General features: G+C 58.4%; 16 protein-coding genes. 4 read left to right on the top strand and 12 right to left on the bottom strand.

Features of this window, described 5'->3' with window-relative positions; all coding sequences use genetic code 11:
• Window positions 1-7 precede the first annotated feature (7 nt).
• The 3 genes from gnd to FTW19_RS07060 all read right to left on the bottom strand — a co-directional run bounded on the left by gnd (window position 8) and on the right by FTW19_RS07060 (window position 5,740).
• Window positions 8-916, bottom strand: coding sequence for a phosphogluconate dehydrogenase (NAD(+)-dependent, decarboxylating) (gene gnd, locus FTW19_RS07070; RefSeq protein WP_147646965.1), 909 nt, complete (start codon window positions 914-916; stop codon window positions 8-10).
• A 324-nt stretch (window positions 917-1,240) separates the two neighbouring features.
• On the bottom strand, window positions 1,241-3,214 hold the full coding sequence (gene tkt / locus FTW19_RS07065) for a transketolase (RefSeq protein ID WP_147646964.1): 1,974 nt from the start codon (window positions 3,212-3,214) through the stop codon (window positions 1,241-1,243).
• A 102-nt stretch (window positions 3,215-3,316) separates the two neighbouring features.
• Complete coding sequence (locus tag FTW19_RS07060) at window positions 3,317-5,740, bottom strand: glycoside hydrolase family 15 protein (protein WP_147646963.1); 2,424 nt, start codon at window positions 5,738-5,740, stop codon at window positions 3,317-3,319.
• A 238-nt stretch (window positions 5,741-5,978) separates the two neighbouring features.
• Here FTW19_RS07060 and FTW19_RS07055 point away from each other — a divergent pair, with 238 nt between their 5' ends.
• Entirely contained in the window at window positions 5,979-6,590 is a 612-nt protein-coding gene (locus tag FTW19_RS07055; protein ID WP_147646962.1) for a superoxide dismutase, read from the top strand.
• Between the two features lie 105 nt (window positions 6,591-6,695).
• On the opposite strand, the gene FTW19_RS07050 is transcribed toward FTW19_RS07055, so the two are convergent.
• Window positions 6,696-7,145 carry a RidA family protein gene (locus FTW19_RS07050; RefSeq protein WP_147646961.1) on the bottom strand — a complete coding sequence of 150 codons (450 nt, stop codon included), beginning with the start codon at window positions 7,143-7,145 and terminating at the stop codon, window positions 6,696-6,698.
• 151 nt (window positions 7,146-7,296) lie between these two features.
• On the opposite strand from FTW19_RS07050, the gene FTW19_RS07045 reads away from it, so the two are divergent.
• Window positions 7,297-8,043: an SDR family NAD(P)-dependent oxidoreductase gene (locus FTW19_RS07045; RefSeq protein ID WP_147646960.1), complete on the top strand. Its 747-nt coding sequence runs from the start codon at window positions 7,297-7,299 to the stop codon at window positions 8,041-8,043.
• Between the two features lie 166 nt (window positions 8,044-8,209).
• On the opposite strand, the gene FTW19_RS07040 is transcribed toward FTW19_RS07045, so the two are convergent.
• From FTW19_RS07040 to FTW19_RS07030, 3 genes are all read right to left on the bottom strand, one after another.
• Window positions 8,210-10,564, bottom strand: coding sequence for a Tex family protein (locus tag FTW19_RS07040; protein ID WP_147646959.1), 2,355 nt, complete (start codon window positions 10,562-10,564; stop codon window positions 8,210-8,212).
• 192 nt (window positions 10,565-10,756) lie between these two features.
• Window positions 10,757-11,545: a tetratricopeptide repeat protein gene (locus FTW19_RS07035; protein WP_147646958.1), complete on the bottom strand. Its 789-nt coding sequence runs from the start codon at window positions 11,543-11,545 to the stop codon at window positions 10,757-10,759.
• The gene (locus tag FTW19_RS07030) at window positions 11,535-12,317 is read right to left on the bottom strand and encodes a hypothetical protein (protein ID WP_147646957.1); all 783 of its coding nucleotides are present in this window, start codon (window positions 12,315-12,317) and stop codon (window positions 11,535-11,537) included. Before FTW19_RS07030 ends, FTW19_RS07035 begins: the two co-directional genes overlap by 11 nt.
• Before the next feature lie 98 nt (window positions 12,318-12,415).
• Here FTW19_RS07030 and FTW19_RS07025 point away from each other — a divergent pair, with 98 nt between their 5' ends.
• Entirely contained in the window at window positions 12,416-13,582 is a 1,167-nt protein-coding gene (locus tag FTW19_RS07025; RefSeq protein WP_147646956.1) for a tetratricopeptide repeat protein, read from the top strand.
• A gap of 69 nt (window positions 13,583-13,651) precedes the next feature.
• Window positions 13,652-14,206, top strand: a complete 555-nt coding sequence (locus FTW19_RS07020; protein WP_432445168.1) for a glutathione peroxidase — start codon at window positions 13,652-13,654, stop codon at window positions 14,204-14,206.
• A 361-nt stretch (window positions 14,207-14,567) separates the two neighbouring features.
• On the opposite strand, the gene FTW19_RS07015 is transcribed toward FTW19_RS07020, so the two are convergent.
• From FTW19_RS07015 to FTW19_RS06995, 5 genes are all read right to left on the bottom strand, one after another.
• On the bottom strand, window positions 14,568-15,230 hold the full coding sequence (locus tag FTW19_RS07015; protein WP_147646954.1) for a GNAT family N-acetyltransferase: 663 nt from the start codon (window positions 15,228-15,230) through the stop codon (window positions 14,568-14,570).
• An 87-nt stretch (window positions 15,231-15,317) separates the two neighbouring features.
• Entirely contained in the window at window positions 15,318-17,357 is a 2,040-nt protein-coding gene (locus FTW19_RS07010) for a M1 family metallopeptidase (protein ID WP_147646953.1), read from the bottom strand.
• A 326-nt stretch (window positions 17,358-17,683) separates the two neighbouring features.
• Window positions 17,684-18,214, bottom strand: a complete 531-nt coding sequence (gene mug, locus FTW19_RS07005; protein WP_147646952.1) for a G/U mismatch-specific DNA glycosylase — start codon at window positions 18,212-18,214, stop codon at window positions 17,684-17,686.
• A 77-nt stretch (window positions 18,215-18,291) separates the two neighbouring features.
• Entirely contained in the window at window positions 18,292-19,584 is a 1,293-nt protein-coding gene (locus tag FTW19_RS07000; RefSeq protein WP_246153623.1) for a serine hydrolase domain-containing protein, read from the bottom strand.
• A 16-nt stretch (window positions 19,585-19,600) separates the two neighbouring features.
• A complete protein-coding gene (locus FTW19_RS06995) occupies window positions 19,601-21,361 on the bottom strand; it encodes a DUF4097 family beta strand repeat-containing protein (protein ID WP_147646951.1) in 1,761 nt (586 codons plus the stop codon).
• Between the last annotated feature and the right edge of the window lie 4 nt (window positions 21,362-21,365).

Genomic DNA, 21,365 nt, shown 5'->3' with positions numbered 1-21,365 from the left:
AACGAGGTTAAGACTTCTTGACGGCATGGCCGCCGAACGCATTGCGCATAATGGAGAGCGCACGGTCCGTGTAGTTATTGTCCTCACGGGAACGCAGGCGCCGAATCAGGGCTTCTGTAATGACCGGAGCCGAGATATTCAGATCGATCGCCTCGAAAACCGTCCAACGGCCCTCGCCGGAGTCCGGAACGTACGCCGCCAGACCTTCCAGGTTCGGATTCTCCTTCAGCGCCTCTGCAGTGAGGTCGAGGAGCCACGAGCGAACGACCGATCCATGACGCCAGATCTCGGAGATCTGCGCCAGGTCAAGATTCAGGCTCTCCTTGGCCTTCAGAATCGCAAAACCCTCGGCAAAGGCCTGCATCATGCCGTACTCGATGCCGTTGTGCACCATCTTGGTGAAGTGGCCGGAACCGGTAGGTCCGACATGCCCCCAACCCTTATCCGCAGCCGGAGCGAGCGCCTCAAAGATAGGCGAGAGATACTTCACAGGCTCCTCATCGCCGCCGATCATCAGCGAGTAGCCTTCCTGCAGCCCCCAAACGCCGCCTGAGGTGCCCACATCCACAAAATCGAAGCCCTGCGGCTTCAGCTCATCGTGCCTGCGGATGGTGTCCTTGTAGTTCGAATTGCCACCGTCGATAAAGATGTCGCCCTGCTTCATCAGCGGCTTCAGTTTGGCAACGGTCTCGTCTACCGGATCGCCTGCCGGAACCATGATCCAGATGGCGCGCTTTCCGGTCGTCAGATTCGCTACCAGATCTTCCAGTGAATTTACGCCGACCGACCCGGTCGCCGTCAGTTTAGCGGTTGCCTGTGGGTTAAAGTCGAATCCGACTACCTTATGGCCGGCAAGGCGAAGACGCTCCGCCATGTTGCCACCCATCTTTCCCAGACCAATGAGGCCGATTTCCATCTCGACTCCTAACGTAGCTTTATTTTTATATGTTTCCGTAAAACCAGTACGAAGAATTCACAACCATTAAGACGTTTTTGAATTATCTCCAGTCGCACCCATCGTTACGTTCGATGCTCTGCGTCTGCAGGACGGTTCAAGAGGCCTCTTTGAGGAACCCATCCACCATTCCGAACAATGGCGGAGCTTGCGGCGCAGTTTGTATTCCGGAGCAGGCGGAGGTCGCAGCGGTCTTCAAAGAAACCTGAACCAGCCGGAAGGCAATGCCCGTTTGCCTGTCTTGCGAAAGGGCCTCCGTTCCCGGAGGCCCTTCCCTTCCTTCTTTTACTTACCGGTGAGCTTCTTTGCGTGCTCAACGATGTTTGCTGTGTTGAAGCCCAACTTCTCGAAGACAATTGGCGCTGGGGCCGATGCGCCGAACCGATCGATGCCGATCACAGCGCCATTGCCGCCCAGGTACTTGTACCAGCCCATGGTGGCGCCGGCTTCGATGGCCAGCTTGGGCAGGTTTGCGGGCAGAACACTGGCCTTGTAGGCCTCATCCTGCTCATCGAAGAGGCGGAAGCTCGGCATGGAGACAACCTTGGCCGAGATGCCCGCGGCCTTCAGCTCCGGCAGGGCCTTCAGCGCCAGCGAAATTTCCGAACCGGTCGCGATGAGCACGATCTGCGCATCGGCGGCGTCTTCCAGCACATATGCACCCTTGCTGGCGCCCTTGGCTTTCTCAGGATCCAGAACCGGCAGGTCCTGACGCGAGAGAGCCATGAAGCTTGCCGACTTGCGCTGCAGCGCGATCTTCCAGCACTCGGCGGTCTCATTGGCGTCCGCCGGGCGGAAGTCAGTGAGCTGCGGAATGGCACGAAGACTCATGAGCTGCTCCACCGGCTGGTGGGTCGGGCCGTCTTCGCCCAGGCCGATCGAGTCGTGCGTGAAGATGAACAGCGAGTGCGTGCTCATCAACGACGCCAGACGGATGGCGTTGCGCATGTAGTCGGAGAAGACGAAGAAGGTCGAACCGAACGGGATCAGACCGCCGTGAGCGGCCATACCATTGACAGCAGCAGCCATACCGAACTCGCGAACGCCGAAGAAGATGTTGCGGCCGTTCGGGTCGATGTGGAAGTTGGTCGACTCCTTGAAGATGGTCTTGGTGGAGGCAGTGAGGTCGGCGGCGCCGCCGATCAGCTCAGGAACCGTGTTGTACAGAGCCTGCATCACAACCTGGCCGGCGTTGCGGGTTGCCACCGGCTTCTCAATCGAGAAGGGCTTGATGTTCTTGGCGAAGTCAGCAGCCAGCTCACCCTTGACGGTGCGCTCGAACTCATTGGCCAGGTCAGGATGCGCGACCTTGTACTTGGCGATGAGAGCCTTCCACTCCTCCTGGCTCTGCTCGCCCTTGGGCTTGATGGTGCCCCAGTCGGCCGCGGCGCACTCAGGAATGTAGAACGACTCCTCCGGCGGGAAGCCGAGAGCTTCCTTGGTCTTCTTCGTGTTCTCAGCACCCAGAGCCTCGCCATGCACCTTGCTGGTGCCGGCGTGCGGGCTGCCGTAGCCGATGACCGTGCGCACGCGCACCAGGGTCGGCTTTTCAGTCTCTGCCTGAGCTTCCTTGATGGCCTTACGAAGGGCGTCCAGATCGTTACCGTCGGCAACGTGCAACACCTGCCAGTGATAGCCTTCAAAACGCCTGGTCACATCTTCGGTGAACGAAAGCTCGGTCGGTCCGTCCAGCGAGATCAGGTTGTCGTCGTAGAAGACGATCAGCTTGCCCAGCTTCAGCGTTCCGGCCAGCGACGCGGCCTCGTGCGAGATACCTTCCATCAGGTCGCCGTCACCGCACATCACATAGGTGTGATGATCGACGATCTTCATCTCCGGCTGGTTGAAACGAGCAGCCATGTGCTTCTCAGCGATCGCCAGACCGACGGACATCGCAAGGCCCTGGCCCAGCGGACCGGTGGTGACTTCAACGCCGGGGGTCTCACCGTACTCAGGGTGACCTGGAGTGATGGAGTGCCACTGACGGAAGCTCTTCACCTGATCCAGCGGAACGTCGTACCCGGAGAGATGCAGCACGCTATACAGCAGCGCCGAGGCATGGCCGTTCGACAGCACAAAGCGGTCACGATCGATCCACTTGTGGTCCGCGGGATTGTGCTTCATCACATCGTGGTACAGCAGGTAGGTCAGCGGCGAAAGCGCCAGCGGAGCGCCGGGATGGCCGCTCTTGGCCTTTTCCACGGCATCGACTGCGAGAAGACGAAGGGTATTGATGGACTTCTGAACCAGGTCGCTCATGTATTCCTCGGGCACCAGGCAAAAGCCCTAGTGCGCTCGTGTTGGTAAGGGTTTTCGTTATTCACTTCCAGTGTACAGGCTCTGCCGACCTCCCCTGAATGGTCAGCCCACTTGCACCGTGAAGTTATAGCCGAGCCACCGATGCTGCTGCGGCCAGTAGAGGGTGAATTCGATGTGGCCCTGCTGTCCTGACTGGGTTGCAATCTCAGCGAAGAAACCCGGATAGCCCGCCGATTTTGAATCGGCGGCCTGACGAGTGGTCCAACCATCTGTTGTCCAGATCACCTGGAATTGGTCGCGATCCACAATTCTGAGCCGCTTTCCTGCACCGACGGTATGCACCGGACGGATGATCTTGAAGATCTCAATCTGGCAGCCGCCCCTGCGCTGCTCACATGGCGCTGCATAACGCTCGGCGACACATGAGATGCGATCGAAGACCTGACCGTCAGTTGAGGAACGCAATAATTTCAGATATTCGGAGTGCGCCCACACCAGCGGCTGCGCCGCGCCGGCGGACCGGCCGAAGAACAGCCCTTCTTCGGGAAGGTCATGGTAGTCCCAAATCTGCTCCGGCAACATGCCGCCGAAGCTGGAGAAGCGCTCCAGCGCGGTAATGAACGGGGTCACGTCTTTGCCCGCCGCCAGTTCATAGTGCGCACGTTCGCCGGTCAATAGAGGCCAGGCGCGTCCCTGTCCGTAATGCAGGAACGGGCCTCCATCCTTCTGCTGGCCGTAGCCATCATGGTTGTAACGCCGCCAGCAGGGGCCGTAGGGGGTATCGATACGCAATACCTTGTCGATGACCTTCAGCGAATTAACGATCAACGGATCATCCGCGCGGCGGACACCGTAACGCACAAGCTCCAGGAAGCCGGCGTCCACAATCTCGTTGGCAGCGAAGTTGTACTGCTCCCCCGGAGTGCGATTAGCCAGGTTCAGGCGTCCATCGCCGATCGCCTGATTGTAGAAAGGATCTCCGGGATAGGGGGGAACAACACGGACGTAGTGATATCTCACGTCCGGATGCAGGACACCGTTGGTCGTCGTCGTCCACTCTTCCAGATGCGACTCAATCCAGTCGGCGTAGACTTCGAGGAACTCCGCCAGCTCCGGCGCCTTATGACCACGCGCGATATCGGCGGCGCAGATAAGGCCGCTGATCACCGCGGCCAGTGTCGATGGCGAGTATCCGGCGTTCTCTTCCCAGCGCTCCTGCTGCGTCACCGGAGCATAGTGCACAAGGAAGGCCGCGGCATTTTCGACAAACGGAAAGACATCGAAGCCGCCCAGTCCTCCAAGCTTCCACAAACGCCACGCCAGGATGATGGGGAACGCAACTTCATCCAACTGAATGCCGGTCCAGTACGGAGTTCCGTCGATCCAGAAGTTCTGCGGGAAGCTGCCGTCGGGCCGCTGCGAGCAGGCCAGATATACCAACGCCCGGCGCGCCGTATCGACGCGTCCACAGGCCAGCAGCGCGCTGGCAGACTGCACCATATCGCGCGTCCAGACCAGGTGGTAGCCGCCCAGATCGTCATCGCCCTTCGACGCTCCCCAGGGAATGGATGCGGAAGCGATGAACGCTCCGGTGTAGGTCTTATCCTCGTGCGCCAGCACAACGTTGTGGCTGATGCGCATCAGCCGGCCGCCATCGGTAGACTTTCCGGCCAAATATTCGGGAGCGGGAGCGCGATACCACTGCTCGATAAAGCGCTTCATATGCGCTTCGTAAGGAGTCGAGAGCGACTGCATCATTCCGGCAAGAGCAGCGTGATGGCCCTCTCCCAGGGCGATGGCCACGGTGAACTCACGGTTGCGGGCGACATCGATCTCGCCCATCAGAGCGATATTGCCATTCAGAGCCTGCCCGAACTGCCAGTCCATTTTCATGTTCTGGATCAGATCCTGGTAGCCGTCTGACGAGCCGACGAAACCACAGGACGAACGTGTAAATCCGCAGGAAGCGCCCATCGACAGCGACGTTCCGTTCTTCCACGCAATCAGGGCACGCTGACCGGCAACTTCAATCGATCGACCGGAGTTCCCCGCGCCGCCACCTTCAACGTGCGGCGCCAGCAGGGCATAACACTTCAGGCGCTGCAGCAGGTCTTCTTCCCCGTCAATCTTCACGCGGACCAGCACCACCGGGTGGTGCGGGTCGCAGAGAAACTCCTTCGTGACGCGGTATCGTCCCTGCAGATCGGTGGCAACGACGCGGACAGCAAGCGCGTCCGGGTCCACATAATGGAAGTCGTACTCAAAGTCACGCTTCTCTTCGTGGAAGAAGGTCTCACCATCGGTGAACAGAAACTCCATGTCACGGATCTGTGGACGATCGATGGTGGGGTAGTAGACCTCATTCAGCGTGCCGTGCGAGACAGTAAACCAGACTCGCGACGAAGCGGCATATGCCGTACAGACTGCGTCTTTTTTTGAGGAGGTCCAGCGAGGTTCAAGACCCGGCGCGCCAAAGGCCATGCCCTGGTCGTCCAGCCAGCGATACGCAGCGGAGAGAGCGTTCATTGTTACTGATTAAAAACCATTGGAACGCAGGTAACCGCAAATGAAGGAAAAATGTCGACCGGTTTGCGTGCGAGTCGCACTATTTCTGAGGCATATTGTTGCCTCTGCCTCTGACTTCGTCTCGAAGCAGACCTTCGGCTCGCTGCGATATCATCAGAGTCCGTGACGTACTGCGCATCGCAGTGCTCAATCGCCGCATCCTAACCCTGAACCGAAACGACCCGACAGGAGATCTCACGTGGCATACGAACTACCCCCTCTTCCCTACGACTACGCCGGCCTGGAGCCCCATATCGATGAGGCGACCATGAAGCTGCACCATGACAAGCACCACCAGACCTACGTGACGAACCTGAATGGCGCCATCGAGAAGCATCCGGAGCTGGGTTCAAAGTCGCCGGAAGAGCTTGTGGCCGGTCTGGCGAGCGTGCCGGAGGACATCCATACCGTCGTCCGCAACAACGGTGGCGGCCATGTCAACCACACCATGTTCTGGGAGATCATGAAGCCGAACGGCGGCGGAGCTCCGACCGGCGCCATCGCCGACCAGATCACGAAGGACTTCGGCGACTTTGAGACCTTCAAGAAGACCTTCAATGAGACCACCGCGAAGCAGTTCGGCTCCGGCTGGGGCTTCCTGGTCTACAAGGGCGGCAAGCTCGAGATCGTCACTAAGCCCAACCAGGACTCACCGCTCACCGACGGCCTGTTTCCGATCCTGGGCAACGACGTGTGGGAGCACGCCTACTACCTGAAGTACCAGAACAAGCGCCCGGACTACCTGGCCGCCTGGTGGAACGTCGTCAACTGGGACGAGGTCAACAAGCGCTTCGAGAAGGCTAAGAAGTAAAAGCTAGTTGAATCGTTGAAGACAGAAAAGCCACCTAATGAGGTGGCTTTTCTGTTTCGGTTGAATGGTTGAATAGTACGTTCGGTGAGGGCGACGACAGACGACCTAAATGTACGCAACCAGATCGATCTCAACCGTCGTCCCCCGCGGATTGGCAGCAACAATCGTCGTCCGCACCGGCGGCTCCTTCGGAAAGCGTGCGGCAAAGATCTCGTTCAGGGCCGCGTAGTCCTTGATATCGCTGAGCGCTACATTCACTTTCAAAACCTTCTCCATGGACGAGCCGGCATTCTTCAGCTCCTTCTCCAACTCGTCGAAGACCCACTTCGCATCGGCGTGAATCTCTCCCGGCGCAGCGCTGCGTGAACTCTTCCCGGCAAGAAACAACAGATTCCCATACGCGACCGCGGGCGAATAAACCGCCGGCTGCGTCGATGGCGGGTTCGCGCTGAAGATCTTCTTACGCAAGGCTGCCTCCGCCTTCGCAAACGGACCCAGCAGAGCAAGCCCGAGAGTAGATAGAGAGGCAACCACAGATCTGCGATCGATGTGCATGAAGTGCTCCTGATACCGGAAATTTTTCATGAGCATACCGCGCCGCCGTCAGACTTGAAAAAAGAGTTGAATCGTTCTTCCCAAACCCGCCATCCATTTAGACGACTATCGAAACGTTGAAATGATGACGGGACGATTAAAGGAGAAGATCATGGGACGTCTGGCGAACAAGGTAGCAGTGGTGACGGGAGCTTCCAAAGGCATTGGCGCGGCGATTGCGAAAGATCTCGCCAAAGAGGGCGCGACGGTAGTGGTGAACTATGCCAGCAGCCGCGAGGGCGCGGAGAAGGTCGTCAATGACATCACCAAGGCTGGCGGTAAAGCCGTCGCCATCGGCGCCCGTGTTGAGAACAAGGACGACGTGACGAAGCTCTTTGCTGATGTGAAGCAGCAGTTCGGCCGCGTAGATGTACTGGTCAACAATGCGGGCATCTACGGATTCGCTCCCATTGAAGCCGTCACCGCTGAAGATTTCCAGAAGCAATACGGCACCAACGTCCTGGGCCTGCTACAGGTGACGCAGGCGGCCGTGCCGCTCTTCCCCGCAGAGGGTGGAAGCATCGTGAATATCAGCTCTGTCGTCCGCACCGGTCTTGCGAACGCGACCATCTACGCCGGAACAAAGGGTGCAGTCGATACCATTACCTTCTCACTCGCCAAGGAGCTTGCGCCGAAGAAGATTCGCGTGAACGCGGTAAACCCCGGCCTGGTGGCAACCGAGGGAACAGCAGACTTCCTGGGTACCGATATTGAAAAGGACGTGGTTGCGAAGACACCTCTCGGCCGCATCGGTCAGCCGGAAGACATCGCTCCGACAGTCACCTTCTTCGCTTCCGACGATGCCCGCTGGGTAACCGGTGAGACGCTGCTCGTCTCCGGCGGCGTGCTGAACGTCTAAGACAAGGTTTCTCTCCGCAAAAAAGGCCCGGCAATTTCGCCGGGCCTAACTTTTTAGAGCATTTTCCCTGTTTCTGGGTATCCCGGAAGAGGAGTGCAGCGGCGTTTTCATTGCGGAAAACGCCCATAGATGCGGAAGGCCTACACGACACCTACAGGGAAATGCTCTATCGCGTCTTCCACTTGCCGCCGAGGGCAGCAAGCTTCTCTTCCATCGTCTGCGGTGGCGAAGGAGCAGCGGAACGCGGCTTCCCTGCAGGAGGCCTGGCTCCGCCGGCTGCCCGATTCGGTCCGTTTCCGCTGGGGGCAGCACTTCCATTCTTCACCTTCGGTCCGGCAGGAGCCTCAAGCTGCTTGATCGACAGCGAGATGCGGCGTGTCTTCTCGTCTGCTCCCAGCACCTTGACCTTCACAATCTGCCCGGTCTTCACCGCCTCATGCGGATCTTTGATGAACTTGTTCGAGAGCTCACTGATGTGAACCAGTCCATCCTGGTGCACACCAACATCGACAAACGCGCCGAACTTGGTGACGTTGGTGACGACACCTTCCAGCACCATGCCCTCTTGCAGATCGCTCAACTCGTTCACGCCTTCAGCAAAGCTGGGAGCGACAAACTTCTCACGCGGATCGCGTCCAGGCTTGCGCAGCTCTTCCAGAATGTCATTCAAGGTGAAGGATCCCGCATCGAGGCGGGAGCGATCAACCTTCTCCAGCAACTGTGGATTCCTGATGACATCTTCAATTGGCGTTCCGATGGCAGAAGCAATCTGCTCGACGACTCGATAGCTCTCTGGGTGCACCGCCGTCGAATCCAGCGGGTTCACACCGCCACGAATGCGAAGGAAGCCTGCGGCCTGTTCGAAGGTCTTCGGTCCAACGCCGGAAACCTCCAGCAATTGTTGGCGCGAGACAAACTTGCCGTTGTTATCGCGGTGATTCACGATGCTCTGTGCCGTACGCTCGCTGATACCGGAGACATAACGCAGCAGGGTCCATGAGGCTGTGTTGAGATCAACCCCCACGCGGTTCACGCAGCTCTCAATCGTATGCTCCAGCGACTCCTGCAGCGCCTTCTGGTCGACATCGTGCTGATACTGACCGACGCCGATCGCCTTGGGATCAACCTTCACCAGCTCAGAGAGAGGATCCTGTAGACGGCGCGCAATCGAGATGGCTCCACGCACCGTCAGATCGAGGTCAGGAAACTCTTGCCGCGCAATGTCCGATGCGGAGTAAACGCTGGCTCCGCTCTCGCTTACTGTGACCGAGAAGACGGTGTTCAGATGATGCTCGCGCAGGAACTCACGCACAAACTGATCGGTCTCACGCGATGCGGTTCCATTGCCGATGGCGATGGCACGCACGTTGTGCCCCTTCAGCAGCGTTGCGACCTTCTGCTTGGCCTGCTCCACCTGGGCTTTGCCGGTGTGCGGATACATCACATCGTGCGCCAGGAACTTGCCGGTCTCATCGACCACGGCAAGCTTGCATCCGGTGCGCAGACCTGGATCGATGCCCAGCACGGCAAGCGGACCTGCGGGAGGAGCCAGCAGCAGATGATGCAGATTCTCGCGGAAGACCTCGATCGCTTCCTTGTCGGAACGGCGCTTCAGCTCCAGACGTATCTCGCTCTGGATCGATGACTTCATCAGGCGCGTCCACGCATCTTCCAGCGCGAGCGTCATGTGCGAGGTCCAATCTCCCTGGTCGCGCAGGACGCGTGCCCGCAACAATGCCAGAATGCGTTCCTGATCGCTCTCGATCAGGAAGTAGAGCACGCCCTCTTCTTCACCGCGGCGAACCGCCAGCATACGGTGGGACGGAATCGTCTTCACCGGCTCGCGGTACTCGTAATACATCTTGAACTTTTCCTGCGGATCCTTCGGAGCATCGCCCTCAAGCTCCATCACCTTCCGCGAAACGATCATGCCTTCATCGAACAGAACCTGACGCAGCTCCTTGCGCAGATCAGCGTCTTCGCTGATGCGCTCGGCAACGATGTGACGAGCGCCCTCCAATGCAGCTTCCACATCGGCGACACCTTTCTCTGCATCGACGAAAGTGGCGGCGAGAGTGACGAGATCCTGCTCGCCACGCTGCTGCGCCCACAGATACTCTGCCAGCGGCTCCAGCCCGGCTTCGCGCGCAATGGTGGCCTTGGTGCGGCGCTTCGGACGGTACGGGAGATAGAGATCCTCGAGCTCGCTCTTGTCCATCGCGGCCTCAATGCGAGCCTTGAGATCGTCGGTGAGCTTGCCTTGCTCCGCGATGGAAGCGAGGATCGTCTCCCGGCGGGCAACCAGCTCGCGGAAGTAGGTCACGCGCTCTTCGATCGAACGGATCTGTACTTCGTCGAGGTTTCCGGTCGCCTCCTTACGGTAGCGGGCAATAAACGGAACTGTACCGCCGTCATCCAGCAGTTCGATCACAGCCACAAGGCTGCGCAGCGAAACATTGAGTTCGTTGGAGATGTGTTGCAACAGGGGAAGAGCCAGCGCGGGAAACTTCGATTCAGCCATAGTCCTCGACTGATCTTAATGGAAGTTGCGGTGAGGAAATGTCGGAATCGGGTCCGCGATCACGCCCCTTAAATGTGATAGGCGGATCTAGTGTGGTGTTCCGGAAGTTCTCATCAAACGGTGTCATCCTGAGCATAGCGAAGGACCCGCTTTTCTTAGGACCGCCAATATCCAGTTGAGATTGAAACATATCTATGGATCGCGATATTCACGGCGCTTGAGCTCGCGAACTGCCGCTTCGTGTCCCTGCTCAGCAGCCTTTCGCGTCCAGTAGCGAGACTGCACGTAATCATGCTCAACGCCCTGCCCGATGGCATAAAGATGAGCGAGTTGGAACTGCGCTTCGGCATTGCCCTGATCGGCAGCCCTGCGATACCACGTAGCCGCCTGCGCATAGCTCTGCGGGACTCCCTGGCCAAAGTAGTAAAGGCCAGCCAGCTTCTGCTGGGCGTCGGGGAAATTCTGTGTGGCCGCCAGACGATACCAGTGAGCAGCTTCAGCGTTGCTTTGCGAAACGCCTTCTCCTTTCTGATACATCAGGCCGAGGTTGTACTGTGCCCAGGCAAGACTGCTGTACGCAGCGCGCTGACACCATGCAAAGGCCTCCGCGAAGTCTCCAGCGGAGTAATAACGAAAAGAGAGATTGGCCTGTGCGTAAGCATGGCCCTGTTCCGCAGCTTTGCGTTCCCAGAGTGCCGCCTCCGCATCGTCCTGCGCCAGCCCCTGTCCTTCGCCATACATGGTGCTGAGGAGATACTGTGACTCAGCATGGCCCTGTTCGGCGGCAAGGCGAAAACCGGCTGCGGCTTCAGTGAAGTTGCCAGCCTTGTAGGCGATGATTGCCTGCTGGTAGTGAGGATTCGCGGCTGCACTGGCAGCATCACGACGGCCACGGGCAATCAAACCGGAACGCGTGGAATGCAGCGACAGCGCAGCTCCGGTGGGGACGTGTTGCAAACCGCCTTTGGTCTTATCTTCCATAGGCATTGATCTGGCGGTTGACAAACTCAAAGCGATACTTGGCGTCAGCGATCTGCTCCTGAAGGCTGGTGGCCAGCTCCGTGAGCAGATCGCGATGCTCGCGTGCTGCAACCTCCGTATCGAGGAATAGTTGGGCGATCTCGCTGGCGAGCAGCGCGTGCCGTTCTGCTTCCAGGGCAGCGATATCGCGCTCTGCGTGCTGGATCTGGCGGCTGATGCGAAGGAGCTCCGCGGCAGCGTCCTCGCCCGCGATGGATGCATTGATCTCGAGATGGTCGTCGAGCATGCGCTGCAGGGTCTCTGTATCGCCGCGGCGATAGGCCTGGTTGGCGCGGGCCATCAGCAAGGTGAAGTGTTGCTGCTCGGCCTCATCCCGGGCGAAGTCCGGATGGATACGTTTGGCGACATCGCGAAAAAGGGTCTTGAGATTGGGAGGCGGATCGAACTCTTCCGCCTCGCGCGCTGCACCGAATGCGGCATCGTGCGTCTCCTGCGCTCGCTGGCGAGCCTCCTGGGCACGTTGGCGGGCCGAGTCCGAGTCATACAGAGCGACTTCACGCTCAGCGATGCGCGCTTCCAGATCATCGAGTTCCGCGTAAAGAATGCCAACCTGGCGGAGATAGCGGCCTTCGAACGCCTTGAGCTGGGCACGGAGCTGCGCCAGTTCCGATTCGCACTCGGCCAGCCTGGAGCGAACGCCGGCAAGCTGCTCGCGCCTGTCGAGCAGGGCGGCGGCGTCCGGAGTTTGCTGGAGGATGATTTCAGCAGGCATGCAGGTTCCGCGTGCGGAACTTCCAGTTTATCGTCATACGCCGCTTTCTTCCCTAACCGGCGCACCCGCCGCTTGTCTAAGTGGCACGGGAGACGACGATGGCACGGTTGTGGATGCTCGCAGCAATCCTGTTCGCGGCGCCATGCATGATGGCACAGGACACGAAGGCGGATGAGGTCGTCCGGGAGGCGATCACCGCTATGGGCGGCTTCGAGAAGATTCATGCTCTGCACAGCCTTATCTATCGCGGGTTCCACTACGAAGGCAGCTATCAGCAGGAATATGTGCAGACCAAGACCTCAAGTTCTGTAATGGTGCGCATGCGCCCCGGACTGCGCCTGGTTGGGTGCAGGCCAGAGATACCCGAGTGCCACGGACAGTGGAGCAGGATCGTCGAAGGCTTCGACGGTCAGCGTGGATGGGAGCTCAACTGGCCGAAGCAACGGCTGGTGCGCACTGTCAATAAAGCTGAACACGCCCTGCACTGCGGAGCTGCCTTCGACTATCTCTTCATCGACTACAAAGAGCGAGGATTTCATGCAACCTATCTCGGCACCCAGCACGTTCTTGGCATGGATGTCGAAACCATTCAGATCGACCGGCCGGATTGCGGATCGGGCATGCTGTACTACTTCGATCCGCAGACCTATGCCATTCGCATGACGCGGGCTAAGCTTCCGATTCACGCGCGTGGCGATGCCGTCGACACCGTTGCTGTTTATACGAAAAGCCTTGAGGTTAACGGCGTTCGCCTCCTCTCACGGGAGGAAGAGGTGAACTTCAACACCGGCGAAGTCATCGACGGCGTGGAATGGACCTCCATCGAAGCAAACACCCTCAACGATCCTGCAATCTTTCAGGCGCCTGAAGTTCATCCATCGGGCATCACCGCCATTGCCTTGAAGATGCTCGAACAGGCAAACCACGACACTCCCAGCCAGATGATGGCCACCTACAGCAGTTTTCGCGGCAGCGCCGAAGGCAAAGATGCCGACGTGGTCTATGACATGAACTGGCTGGGATACGAACTTCTGAAGGTCGACAACTACAGCCATGCCTTACCTGTGTTTCTCCAGATCGTACGGGAGAATCCGCAATCAGCGGATGCCTACGACAACCTTGGGGAAGCCTATCTCCAGAAGAAGGATCGCAAAAGAGCAATTGCCGCCTTCGAACAGGCTCTGAAGCTGGGAGCGAAAGGAGATGCAGTTCAGAAAAAGCTGGATCGTTTGCGCAAAGAGCAAAGCTGGAAGATCAGCCTGTGACATCTCCCTATAACGCAATCTCTATAATGGCCGCACACGCCATCTTTGGCCACCGGAATGGAGAAGCCTGTGCGGAAACGACTGATACTGTCCCTGCTCTGCTTTACGATCGCGGCATTTGCCGGAACAGCAACGCAGGTCTACAACTACCGTCTGAAGACGATCGATGGTGAGCCTACCTCACTGGCTAAGTACAAGGGCAAGGTTCTGCTGGTCGTGAATGTGGCAAGCGCATGCGGATTCACCCCGCAATACAGCGCGCTGGAAGCCATCTATGAGAAGTACAAGGACAAGGGACTGGTCGTCGTTGGCGTTCCAGCAAACAACTTCGCCAACCAGGAGTCCGGCACCGAAGCAGAGATCAAGACCTTCTGCAACCGCAAGTACCACGTGACCTTCCCGATGATGTCGAAGGTTTCGGTCGTCGGCGCAGATCAGACACCGCTGTATCACTACCTGACGGACAAGACCGCGAATCCGGCTATCGGCGGCGATATCAAATGGAACTTCACCAAGTTCCTGATCGCACGCAACGGGACACCGGTGAATCGCTTCGAGCCGGCAATCAAGCCGGACTCCCCTGAAGTGATTAGTGCAATCGAAAACGAGCTGAACAAGAAGTAGTGACGCATTGTAAGAGCCACGGTCTCGTCGCCCCATTCTTTCGCTGCAAGCGAAAGAATGGGGTCCCCTGCGAGCTAGTTCGCAGGGGCTTAGCGTGGGGTATCGAGCGGAGCTCGATCGCTTGAAAGACTATCGGTAGAAAAGCAGATTTCTCCGCTGCGCTACGAAATGACAAACAAAGGATTTGTGGCTTCTAGAAAGCACCAAAGATGCGCTCTATAACAGCCTGGGGCGCAGCCCCAGGTTTCAAGCACAAAGAGACGATTTAGGGCTGAAGGCCCGTTCTATAGAACGGGTATCGTCGTCCTCGACTAACTTCAAAGCGATAGCTAAAACCCCTGATGTTCCTACGACTGCCGGCTCAGACAAATCTCACCTCACCCGGAAGCTCCCTCACCATCGCTTCGATGCGTGGATCGTCCGCGCTCTGTTCGTAGACATCCACGTAGATCTCCGTCAACCACTGCTGTACCTGATGCCGTGGAACAGAACTCACTATCTTGCCTAAAGCCATCATCTCCATGGGTGGAGGCAGTGTTGCTATGACCGGGGGCATGATCCAGTTAAGGTCGCAAAGCTCGCGTGCACCCAACGAACGGTAAAACTGCTTCCGCCTCGTGCGCAGCAGCCTGTCCTCATCTTCAATACGATCGGATTCCACTTCCAGCAGAAGCGTTACCGAAGGTGCATTCGCGGCCCTAGCGGCAGCAAGAACGATCTGACCGCCAATCCCGCGGCGCCGTTCTGACGGCGCAACGGCCATGTACTCCAGCAGCGCCGCTGTGCCGCCGGAAAGTACACGCACGATCGCGAAACCGACTGTTACTTCATTCTCCGTTGCAAGAAGGAAATAGTACTCTTCCACAGAAAGCATGCGGCGCAGTACCGCCACCGGCTTACGTTCGGAGCTTGGGAACGCCTCCTCATAGAGGCTGAGCAGATCGCTGAACTCCAACTCAGACGAGGGCTGGAGACGCTTCAGTACGAGTCCCGAACCTGTCGTCGCAACAAACGATCTTGTCATCCTCCATTTATAGAGTCTTTGTGGCGCTTGCGGAATGCGAAAGGCCGCACATCTCGTGCGGCCTTTGCCTTTAGGACATAGCAACGACTACGGCTTCGCCGTATTATTCGCCCGGTTTCCATCAGGAATGCGGTGTTCTGGATCGATCATGACCTCGGCAATCTTCTTCGTCGTCGGCAGAGGCATGGTGTACGTCGCCTTCTGCATCCAGGTCTCCGCCGGCAGCTTGATCTTCAGGTCCGTACCGTCGTCGTACTTCACCTGCACCCACGCCGGTAGAACCAACTGTCCGTTCTGCTCGATGATGACGTGGGCCCCCTTCGACGGATCGGAAGGATCGTTGTACTTCAGATCCTTTGCGGCCATATCCATCGTCCAGTTGTTCTCATACCATCCCCGCCAGAAGTAGCTCAGGTCTTCTCCGGCCTCGCTCTCCATCTCACGAAAGAAGTCTGACGGCGTGGGATGCTTGAAGGCCCAGTCGTTGATGTACTTGCGGAAGGCTCGGTCGAAGACCTCGTGGCCCAGGATCTCTTCGCGTAGCAGATACAGCCCCTCTGCCGATTTGAAGTAGGTTACGGGGTGGCGATACTTCTCCCGGATGGCGTCAGAGCGCATCAGGATCGGCGGAGCCTCCGGATCGGCATTGACCTTGGCGATCTCGTCCGCTGGATATCCGCCACCGGGAGCGTACTCACCATCGCGCTTTGGACCCCAGACACCATGGTTGAACTGGTCAGACTCGTAGATGTCGATGAAGGTGTTGAAGCCCTCATCCATCCAGGCATCGCGGCGCTCGTTCGACTGCACCACCATCGGAAACCAGGTATGACCGATCTCATGTGCGGTGACGACGAAGAGGCCCTTGCCCTTCGACCGGATGCCATCGAAGACCAGGCCCGGATACTCCATTCCGGAAGAGAAGCCGGCAACGTTGATGCCTGCAGGATACGGATAGACATACCAGTCCTGCGAGAAGTGCTCGACGGCATCTTTCAGATACTCGGTGCACCGTCCCCATCCGTCATCGCCGGCAGCCTCAGCCGGATAGAAGCTCTCCGCCAGCGAGGTCTTTCCACTGGGAAGATTGATCTTTGCGGCATCCCAGATAAATGAAGGCGAAGCAGAGAAGACGGCATCGCGGGTGTGGTCCATGTGATAGTGCCAGGTCAGGGTGCCGTCTTTCTTCGGCCGGCTGGCGGGATCGTGCACCTCATCCTGCGTGCGGATGAAGACCGTCTTATCGCTTGTTGCAGCCTGTTTCAGGCGGTCTTGTTGCGTTTTGGTGAGCACCTCCGTCCCGTTCACAAGGTAGCCGGTACCGGCGACCAGATAGTTAGAGGGCACGGTCACATAGAAGTCGTAGTTGCCGAACTCGGTATAGAACTCGTTGCCCAGGAAGGGCTGCGTGTCCCAGCCGTGAATGTCGTCATAGACCGCCATCCGCGGATACCACTGCGCGATGTCATAGATCGGCCCATCCTTGACATCATCGACGGAGGTACGTCCGCCCCAAATGCCGGGAACCGTGTAGTGGTACTTGATCAGAATCTTGATGCTACTTCCATGCGGCAGCGGTGTAGGCAGATCGATCCGTGCCCGCGTATCACTGATGACATACTCAGCCTTCACCGGCTTCGCACTCTTCACCGTTGAGAGCAGTTCCATCGATTCGAAGACAGTGCCGTCGGTGTTGATATTCTCCGGCCGCTGGCGGCTGCCGCCAGAGAAGGCACGCGAACGGGCATCGGCACGATACGTGTTCTGCTCTACCTGAAGCCATAGGCTGTTGAGGGCTACCGGGCTGTTGTTGGTGTAGGTGATGGTCTCTATATTCGAGAGCGTTTTGGTCCCCGGATCGATCGTCGCGTGCATCTCGTAGTCAGCCGAGTTCTGCCAGTACGTCGGCGTGGGGGCGCCATCTGCGCCCCGATAGCTCGTGACCGGCTGCGGCATGGCATACGGTGCAAAGGTCTTCAGCGGGTCATATGTGGCGGAACGTCCGCCGGTATCTGGAATCTGCGGACGGCGGCCCTGCCCCTGGGGCGGCTGAGCGGCCATCATTGCGGCGGAAGCGAAAAGAGTGGCCGCGATAAAGGCGCGGCGCATGGCACACACGTGCGTCATGGAATCTCCTGAATCAGAGGTGGCAGTGCGGGTTGGGCAGACGAAGGCGCGCGAGTTGTCCCGCGGGGATCGGGGAGCCGATGAACCTTCTTTTGCACGTGATGAGAGGACGTTTGAGAGGGGGAAAAGGATGCAGCGGAATGGTGGGATCGGGCGTGGTTCGATCTTATTTTTGTCATACCTGATGGGATCTGCTTTTGTACGATTCGCACTACAAATTCAAGAGTAGAGGAGCAGATTCCTTCGCTGTACTCCCCCAACCAGCGAGTTGGTCGGAGCCCGCTCACTACGGAATGACAAAACAGTTCGTCTAGCGTGAATGCCCCTTAGAGGGCCTCACGAAGTTCGCGATAGGCGGAGACAAGTGCATTGAGCGAAAAAGCCCGGTTCAGACCACTGGGATTGGGTAACACCCACACAGAGGATCCGGCAAAGGTGAATGCCTGCTGTCCCCATGCAACGGCTGGCTTACGGACGATGGCGCTGATGGCCGGTTTTCCAAGGAACGCGATCACTCGAGGACGGTAGTACAGAAGTTTCCGCTCGAGATCCGGTACTGCGGCTCGTAGTTCGCGTGGCGCCAGGTCACCGGCGCTGACGGTGGGACGAGCTACCGCGGCCGTGATGCCATAACCGTATCGCAGCAGGGTGTAGTCCTGCGTTGCTGGGATGAGATGTGGCGTGAAACCTGCCAGGTGCAGGGTCCGCCAGAAGCGGTTGCTGGGATTGGAGAAGTGATGACCTGCGATGGCGGCACTCAGCGCAGGATTGATGCCGCAGAACACGGCATCGAGATTCTCCGCGAGGACATCGGGGAGATGCGGTACGGGTTCCACTACCGGAGGTAGGTTCGCCAAGCTTTGACTGTATCGCAGACGCAAGGATGCCGATGCTGCCGGGAACTACACGTATGGTTATCGAAGGTGCATGCCCCCTACTTCGGCACGTGCTTCTTCAGCTTGTCCGCTTCCTTGCGCACCCAGCTCTTCTTCTGGGGCTTCGCAGGCGGAGGCGGAGCAAGCTCGGGATGCTCATTCATCTGCTGTGCGCGGATTCGCTCCGGCGTATAGCCTTCCCACTCCCATGGCGTCACCGTATCGCCCAGCAGCTTCTCCAGCAACGGCTTGAAGGCAAACTCGCCGTTTTCGCTGTTGGTCAGCATGATCATGCAGTCTTCCGTCTTCTCGAAGCAGATCATGTAGTTCTGTGCGCCGTCGCCGTGACCTTCTTTGAAGAACGCCCGGCCATACTTCGTATTCGTCAGCAGACCCCACCCCAGGCCATACGCCAGACCTACCTGCATCGGCTCTTCCGAGGTCTCTTCTGCAAGGGTGGGAAACTGGTGCGCCGTATGGATCTGGACCTGCGGCGAAAGCATCTGCGCCTGAACCGCGCCGTTGAGCAGTTTGCCGGCCAGCAGCGCCTGGGTGAACTTCACCAGGTCATTGATGTCGGTATCCATCGACCCCGCGGCACGCGGATTGGTGCGATGCGTATGTGGGACCAGCTTACCGTCAGGGGTGTATCCATCAGCCACATCCGAAGCAAAACTATCCTTCCAACTCATGTCGGTGCGCGTCATGCCGAGCGGTATAAACAGGCGCTCTTCCATCATCTCGCGCAGGCTGCGGCCCGTCTTCTGCTCGATGGTGAACTGCAAGAGATTCAGTCCCTCACCGGAGTAGGCAAAGCGTGTCCCGGGGTTGTGGTGGATGTGCAGTTTGTGGTCCGGCTCCAGCGCGGCAAAGTTAGCGAACCCGGCTGTATGCGATAAGAGATGCCGCGGTGTGATCTTCTGCCAGCGGGGATCATCTGCAAGATCTTTGTATTTCTCGTACTCGGGCAGCGGCTTTGGAAGATAGGTTGCGATTGGCGTATCCAGGTCGAGCTCATGCGCCTGCACCATCTGCATGACGAAGGTCGCAAAGACGCTCTTGGTGATGGAGGCCGCCCACATCACCGTATCGTTGTCCATGGCCTGCTTCTGCGCCACGTTTCGCAGACCGAAGCTCTCCACCCACACCAGCCTGCCATGGTTCAGAATGGCGATCTGCGCTCCGGGAATATTCCCTGTGGCGAGCGTCGTACGCACCATAGCCTCTGCCTGCGTTGCCGTGAGCGTCGTACCATCCAAGCGATGGATGGCGCTCTGCGCTGGAGATGCCAACGGGGCTACAAGCATCGCCGCCCCTAGAAAACTACGGCAGACGACTGATTCGAATCGCATCGACCTGACTCGTTCCTTAGAAATCGTTGTCGTTGCTCTTATTCTTTTCTTTATTCTTCTGCTTCGAGGCCGTCTTACTGCCCTCATGAACAACCACACCGTTTTGATTAATGATGACACGGGTGCCGTTCGCGTCTCTGATATCTATTCCTGCCGGAGGAGCCGGAGGCTCGGGCCTTTCTCGACGCTCGGGCTTTTCCGGAACCTCGGGCTTTTCCATGGTGATCTTCGGTGGCGCCGGCGGAGTAGCCGGAATCGGCGGCAGCGTATTGCGATTGATGGAGATATCGCTCTCAGAGTTGAGGATGCGAATCTGCTTGCCGCCGCCGTTGATGGAGCCTGAGAGCGTCCGGCGATCCCCGCTCGAGTTCCGGTCCAGCGGAAGGTCTGTATCGGTCGATCCGTTCTTCGTCTCAGCGGAGATGGTATAGCCAGCCTTCTCCGGCACCGTAAGCTTCACATCGCCGCTGCGATTGGTCACTGTAACATTGCCAACGGGCTGCGCAACACCGATCTCGACGGTGCCATTCTTGTTGGTTACCGTCACATCGCCGGCAACACGGTTCATGACGATGTCGCGGCTGCGCGTATTCAGAACGACGGGACCCAGCACATCTTCCACCGTCATGTCGTGGTCCGGATCGATATCGACATGTCCATCCAGGCGGACAAAGCGGAACTCGGTGCGGCTGGTGCGTAGTTGGAACGGCCCCTGGACACGCTCGATGCGCCCCGCACCGAAGAAGTCTCCATTCATCTGCACCGGCCCATTCACATCGGAGATGCTGAGCTCGTCGATCTTGCCTTCAATATTGAGTGAACCCGTCAGAGAATGTGCGTTCAGCGACGAATCGTTGTTGTTGATATGCACGTTCGAGGTTCCGGTAATGGCCGAGATATCGACGTTGCCGTGATTGGCCGTCAGATTCACCGGAGCCTTCAGATTGCGGACATGCAGCTCACCGTGATTCGCGGTTGCGGTCACTAGCGCAGTGGCCGGAACCGTAATCTCGAGGTCGAGCTTGCATCCCTTCTCCGCCGCGATATTCACCACCACGCTGTTGCCGCTGGCGGAAATATTGGGATCGATCGCCTTCGCCTTGCGCTCAGCCTCGGAGTCGCTGTCGGAGTAAACCTCTTTGTGACCGCTGATATGCAACTTGCCGTCATCGCTGGTGCCGGCAATCGTCAGGTCGCCGCGCGGGTTGTCGACGGTAAGAGTTCCGCCCTCAGGAAAAGCCTGCTCCACCGGCGTCAGATCGCTCTCGTGTTTGTCACCCGTAAACTCGTCCCAGTTATCACTACTGACATGGAAGCTGCGAGCAACCCATCCATTGACGCGGCGCGAGTCGGTATAGGCGAGGCTGACAAACGCCAGCAGGATCACCAGAAAGACTACGCCGCCTACACTGCGCCGCACCGGCGGAGCATCTCCAGCCCGGAAGTAGCGGTCCACAGCCCACTCGGCCAGCATCAGCACACCGATCGCAATCAGTACCAGCGGCCAGAAATGTCCATACCAGTTCCAGAACTGGTTCGCTGCAATACGTCCCGTCTGGATCAGCAGAAAGACGATGCCGATGGCCACCAGGAGCAGCGGGCCGACGATGGATCCCCGGCGATACTGCCGCATCTGCCAGCGCATCTGTTCACGCTGTAACCGGGCCTGAGCCCGCCATGCATCCCGCTGCGCTTTTGCCTGATCGCGGGCTATACGCTGCTGCTGACGCCACTGCTCACGCTGAAAACGAGGATCGATGGGAGGAATCGTAGCCATGCTC

Origin of the sequence: Terriglobus albidus, assembly GCF_008000815.1 — a bacterium.
Classification (GTDB): domain Bacteria; phylum Acidobacteriota; class Terriglobia; order Terriglobales; family Acidobacteriaceae; genus Terriglobus; species Terriglobus albidus_A.
The sequence above is the reverse complement of the archived record's forward strand: the minus strand, read 5'-3'. Positions and strand labels throughout refer to the sequence as shown.

Excerpts from the sequence above, each read along its gene's own strand:
- gnd (WP_147646965.1), bottom strand. The coding sequence starts at position 916 with ATGGAAATCGGCCTCATTGGTCTGGGAAAGATGGGTGGCAACATGGCG.
- FTW19_RS07025 (WP_147646956.1), top strand. The coding sequence starts at position 12,416 with ATGGCACGGTTGTGGATGCTCGCAGCAATCCTGTTCGCGGCGCCATGC.
- FTW19_RS07040 (WP_147646959.1), bottom strand. The coding sequence starts at position 10,564 with ATGGCTGAATCGAAGTTTCCCGCGCTGGCTCTTCCCCTGTTGCAACAC.
- FTW19_RS07035 (WP_147646958.1), bottom strand. The coding sequence starts at position 11,545 with ATGGAAGATAAGACCAAAGGCGGTTTGCAACACGTCCCCACCGGAGCT.
- FTW19_RS07000 (WP_246153623.1), bottom strand. The coding sequence starts at position 19,584 with ATGCGATTCGAATCAGTCGTCTGCCGTAGTTTTCTAGGGGCGGCGATG.
- tkt (WP_147646964.1), bottom strand. The coding sequence starts at position 3,214 with ATGAGCGACCTGGTTCAGAAGTCCATCAATACCCTTCGTCTTCTCGCA.
- FTW19_RS07030 (WP_147646957.1), bottom strand. The coding sequence starts at position 12,317 with ATGCCTGCTGAAATCATCCTCCAGCAAACTCCGGACGCCGCCGCCCTG.
- FTW19_RS06995 (WP_147646951.1), bottom strand. The coding sequence starts at position 21,361 with ATGGCTACGATTCCTCCCATCGATCCTCGTTTTCAGCGTGAGCAGTGG.
- FTW19_RS07050 (WP_147646961.1), bottom strand. The coding sequence starts at position 7,145 with ATGCACATCGATCGCAGATCTGTGGTTGCCTCTCTATCTACTCTCGGG.
- FTW19_RS07010 (WP_147646953.1), bottom strand. The coding sequence starts at position 17,357 with ATGACGCACGTGTGTGCCATGCGCCGCGCCTTTATCGCGGCCACTCTT.
- FTW19_RS07060 (WP_147646963.1), bottom strand. The coding sequence starts at position 5,740 with ATGAACGCTCTCTCCGCTGCGTATCGCTGGCTGGACGACCAGGGCATG.
- FTW19_RS07015 (WP_147646954.1), bottom strand. The coding sequence starts at position 15,230 with ATGACAAGATCGTTTGTTGCGACGACAGGTTCGGGACTCGTACTGAAG.
- FTW19_RS07045 (WP_147646960.1), top strand. The coding sequence starts at position 7,297 with ATGGGACGTCTGGCGAACAAGGTAGCAGTGGTGACGGGAGCTTCCAAA.